Annotated in this window: 4 protein-coding genes and 2 pseudogenes; 3 read left to right on the top strand and 3 right to left on the bottom strand. The window is 54.8% G+C overall.

Annotation, left to right across the window (positions count from 1 at the left end; genetic code table 11):
* Positions 1 to 113 precede the first annotated feature (113 nt).
* The 3 genes and pseudogenes from K6T12_RS21185 to tnpA form a co-directional block, all read right to left on the bottom strand.
* A pseudogene (locus tag K6T12_RS21185) lies at positions 114 to 773 on the bottom strand (IS66 family transposase); the annotation flags it as partial.
* Positions 774 to 855: 82 nt separating this feature from the next.
* Complete coding sequence (tnpB, locus tag K6T12_RS21190) at positions 856 to 1191, bottom strand: IS66 family insertion sequence element accessory protein TnpB (RefSeq protein ID WP_222224965.1); 336 nt, start codon at positions 1189 to 1191, stop codon at positions 856 to 858.
* On the bottom strand, positions 1188 to 1553 hold the full coding sequence (gene tnpA, locus K6T12_RS21195) for an IS66-like element accessory protein TnpA (RefSeq protein WP_222224966.1): 366 nt from the start codon (positions 1551 to 1553) through the stop codon (positions 1188 to 1190). The genes tnpB and tnpA overlap by 4 nt, the downstream gene beginning before the upstream one ends.
* Positions 1554 to 2234: 681 nt before the next feature.
* On the opposite strand from tnpA, the gene K6T12_RS21200 reads away from it, so the two are divergent.
* From K6T12_RS21200 to K6T12_RS21680, 3 genes and pseudogenes are all read left to right on the top strand, one after another.
* Positions 2235 to 2573 carry a TrbC/VirB2 family protein gene (locus K6T12_RS21200; RefSeq protein ID WP_222224967.1) on the top strand — a complete coding sequence of 113 codons (339 nt, stop codon included), beginning with the start codon at positions 2235 to 2237 and terminating at the stop codon, positions 2571 to 2573.
* A gap of 24 nt (positions 2574 to 2597) precedes the next feature.
* Positions 2598 to 2909, top strand: coding sequence for a type IV secretion system protein VirB3 (locus K6T12_RS21905; protein ID WP_222224968.1), 312 nt, complete (start codon positions 2598 to 2600; stop codon positions 2907 to 2909).
* A 409-nt stretch (positions 2910 to 3318) separates the two neighbouring features.
* Positions 3319 to 4026, top strand: a pseudogene (locus K6T12_RS21680) (VirB4 family type IV secretion/conjugal transfer ATPase); the annotation flags it as partial.
* Positions 4027 to 4160 lie beyond the last annotated feature (134 nt).

Raw genomic sequence — 4160 nt, forward strand, 5'->3', positions numbered from 1 at the left:
AAATCCTCGGCCAGTTGACCGAAGATGAACACCTGGGCTAAAAACGTCTGGGCGTGATGCGTTGAGAAATCAGGTGTTCACGTTCGTCCGGAATCGGTGTTCAACTTCGCCGGAATACGCACCTGGCGGTACAGCGGTAGGTGATCGGCGTATTTGGCGATCATGACATGCGCCAGCAGCCCGGTCGTCGGGATCCCCTTGTCGATGACGTGCGCCGGCATCGGCGCCTGGCTCAGGGGCTCGCACGCCTCGCAGACCCACTTTCCGCGGATATGCCGTTCGACGGTGAACAGGCCTGGCGTATAGTCGAGCTTCTCGCTGACCTCCTCGCCGATGCGCTTGAGCTGACAACCGCAGGCACAGAGAGCCGAGTCCGGTTCATGGCGGATCTCGGTACGGGGCAGTTCGGGCGGCAAGGGGGCGCGCTTCGGGCGACGCTTCTCTGGTGTGGCGCTGGCCGGCGTCTTCAGCTGCTCCAGCTCGGCTTCGATGGCGGCGATGTCGGCCTCGATCACCTCGTCGAGCAGGCTGATCTGAAGGGCATTGAGGTGCTCACTGCGCTGGCCGTACTGGTGGCGCTTGAGCAGCGCCAGCTCATGGGTCAGCTGCTGGTTGCGCTGCTCGCTGTGTCGCAGCACCTTTTGGCTGTGTTCAAGCGCCTGTTCGCGCGCTTGGATGACCTGATCCTGCTGTTCAACGCGCACCATCAGCTCGGTCGCCAGCTGGCGAAGCTGTTCGGCGGATAGCTGGGACAGGTCGGGAGGCGTGGTCATGGCAGGGAGTGTGCCAGAGCGACAGCGGTCTGGCGATGCGCGAAACGGCCAATAGCGTCAGGCCAACGGTTGTGCCCCGCTCTTACAGCACGCTAATCACGCCGTCAGGGCCGATCCGCTGCCAGGGCAGTCCCTGCACCAGCGCGGCCAGCTGTTCAGGCGTCAGCACCAGCCGATCACCCCGCCAGGCCTCGGCCCAGCGGAACTTGCCCTGATTCAAGCGGCGGGCACAGAGCCAGACGCCGAGACCGTCATGGATCAGCACCTTCATGCGATTCCCCCGTCGGTTGGCGAACAGATAAGCGCAGTGCGGCCGGGCACTGCCGAACACCTTCACCACCCGGGCCAGGGCGGTGTCCGGTCCGGCGCGCATATCCAGCGGCTCGGTGGCCAGCCAGACCTCGTCGATGCGGATCATCGCAGCAGATTCAGCAGCAGCGCCAAGCAGCCCTCGGCGTGGGAGGCCGGCCATTCGACCACCAGGGCACCGGTCGGGCGTGGAATCTCGATACGGATCCGGTCCGACACAGGCTCTGGTGGCGCAGTCGCTACCTCCGCAGCTGAGCTGGCGGGCAACTTGAGCGGAACAAAGGCGGGATCACGCGTGCCCGAAGGCTGTTGCCGGGCCTTGCGGATCCAGGTCTGGACGAGATTGGCATTGAGGTCATGCTCGCGGGCGATGCGCGCCACGGAGGCGCCGGGCGCCAGGCAGGCGGCCACAACGGCAGCCTTGAACTCGGGCGCGTGGCGGCGGCGCTTGCGAACAGTGTCTGTCATCATCGTAGGTGCCCACTTAAAAATAGATGGGCACCTATTGTTAGCGGGTAAGACGCATGGAGGAAGGTGTGTTTACCGGACGGTTACGCCTCAATTGGTGTCCGGACTCATTAGGCCGCCACGCAAATGAGAGAGAATGAGAGCCGTGGATTACCAAACTGTCTGATGAAACAGGTGGCCGGTTTTGCTGACTACTCCCCCGTACTCCTCCCGGCTTTCGGTAGCGCTGCTCTTTGGCTATCAGAGTTCCGCGCCAAACACTTGCGTTCGGCCGGCGTTGCTGAGGCTACCTGTGCGCCTGAATCGTGCGTTTATTCGCTTGTGTATTGATCCATGAGCGCTCCGAATGGACTTGTTTACAGGTTGTTCTGCACAGAAATTTTAAGTTTTGACTAGAAATTTGACTACGGTCAAGAAACATTGTGTGAGAGAAAAATACACTCAAGATTGCTCAAATGATGAACAATGGTTTTTGAAGATAGTTGTCACACTAACTTTGATACAGATATGTGGTCGAAAGTCCGGTAGCTGTATGCCTATTTCTAACCCATGTTGAAGGAGGGCGCCACTGGTAACTCAGTGATAAAAGTATGTGGAGGTCAGGCTTGGAGTGCCTTGTCCGACATAGGAAGTACTAATACATCCAGGTTCATGCAGTTGCACTAGATTTAAGGAATGAAGAAAGTGAATAAACTGAAAACCAATACCTATCCGAATAAATTTAACACTTCCGAGGTAAAACCTGTCCATCACTGGCGAGGCTTAATGTTCCTGCTATTTTATTTTTTAATAGCACCAAATGTCGCCTATGCTGGTCCCATTGAAGATGGCTTGGACTGGATGGTCGAACTTCTGACTAGCGGAATTGCTCGATCTGTTGCCATCATTGCTGTTGCTGCATTGGGTTATTACGCCTGGGCAGGCAAGCTCACCTGGGAAGCTGCTTTTAAAACCATGGGTGGCATAGTCTTAGTATTCGGCGCAGCAACACTGGTCGATACCTTTTCTGGGGCGATAGCCTAATTACGACACCAAGGATGGTGCTCAATGATAAACGATACGGACCCCCTATTTGTAGGTGTAACACGCCCATCTATGGTGGGCGGGATCACCTATGAGGCGCTCATTGTCTGTGTAATGGTGACAGCGGTGGTGTTTCTCGGTAGTGGGAATATATTCACTCTCACTATCTACCTGCCACTACACGTCATCAGCTATTTGGTTTGCCAAAAAGATCCTCGTGCTTTCCGATTGCTGTCGTTGTGGGTTTCAACCAAGGGACGGTCTGTATCGCGTCAATATTGGGGGGCCAGCTCAGCAACACCTTTGGTAAATACTCGTAGAAATAGGGGTATCTGATATGCATACTCCTATCCGGGCAGGGCTCTGGCCAAAAGAAAATCCAGCAGCAGATTTCATACCCTACACTACTCAAGTTGATCGGTTTACGATCAAGACGGAAGCCGGTGATTTTCTGCAGATTATCCGCCTCGACGGCATCGCCCACGAGAGTGCAGATTATGAAGATGTTGTGGTTTGGAGAAATCAGTTAAATCAACTTTTTAAAAATATCTCAAGTCCTAACACGGCTCTTTGGACTCATACTGTGCGCCGGGAGGAAAACGCCTTCCCGCAAGGCGAGTTTGCACCGGGATTTGCCCGAATCCTGAATGATAAGTACAGGGGGCATCTGGCGAATACTAAAATGATGATCAACGAGCTGTACTTGACAGTTGTTTATCGACCCCAGCCTAATAAGGCCGTCAGTATGCTCGACAAACTGGCAAATCGAAATGCTACCAACCGGGTCGATCAGCAGACGGACGCACTAGAAAAGCTCCATGAGCTGGTTTCAAACATTTTAGCAGGGCTATATCTTTATTCGCCACGTATACTTCGTACTTATGAATATCAAGGTACCTTATTTTCCGAGCCATTAGAGTTTCTTGCATTCCTGGTCAACGGAGAGTGGCAGCGTTTCCCGGTACCACGCAGCCGATTAGCCGACGTTTTGCCGACCAGTCGTCCTTTTTTTGGGCATGAAGCGTTCGAAATCCGTCGAGTTGCCGATAGCCATGTTGGCGCCATACTGGCGATCAAGGAGTACCCGGAGAGTACTGAAGCCGGTTTGTTGAATGCCTTACTGTCGGCGCCATTTCCCATTGTCCTGGCGCAATCGTTTACTTTTCTAAGCCGGCCGGTGGCAACTCAGCTTCTCAAACGTCAGCAGGGGCGTATGGTCAACTCCGGTGACTTGGCCGAATCTCAAATTCAGCAAATCGACGATGCATTGGATGACCTTACCGCGGGTCGATTTGTGATGGGCGAGCACCACCTGACGTTAGCGCTATTCGCGCCTGATATGCAGACACTGAAAGGAAATGTCGCCGGATCAGTCGGTGTCTTGGCGGATAGCGGTATGGTGGTGGCACGAGAGGATTTGGCATTGGAGGCGGCTTATTGGGCTCAGTTGCCGGCGAATTTCAAGAGGGTGTTCATAGTTCTGTGTCAGCGTAAATCACAGGTCCACATATTGATCCACCCTGCCCGGGAAGTGGATGGTCAACTGGGATAGCGTCAGATTCCAGTTTTGTACTGGATGCGTCCACT

Origin of the sequence: Marinobacterium arenosum (assembly GCF_019795155.1) — a bacterium.
GTDB classification, from domain to species: Bacteria; Pseudomonadota; Gammaproteobacteria; order Pseudomonadales; family Balneatricaceae; genus Marinobacterium_C; species Marinobacterium_C arenosum.

Excerpts from the sequence above, each read along its gene's own strand:
- K6T12_RS21905 (WP_222224968.1), top strand. The coding sequence starts at position 2,598 with ATGATAAACGATACGGACCCCCTATTTGTAGGTGTAACACGCCCATCT.
- tnpA (WP_222224966.1), bottom strand. The coding sequence starts at position 1,553 with ATGATGACAGACACTGTTCGCAAGCGCCGCCGCCACGCGCCCGAGTTC.
- tnpB (WP_222224965.1), bottom strand. The coding sequence starts at position 1,191 with ATGATCCGCATCGACGAGGTCTGGCTGGCCACCGAGCCGCTGGATATG.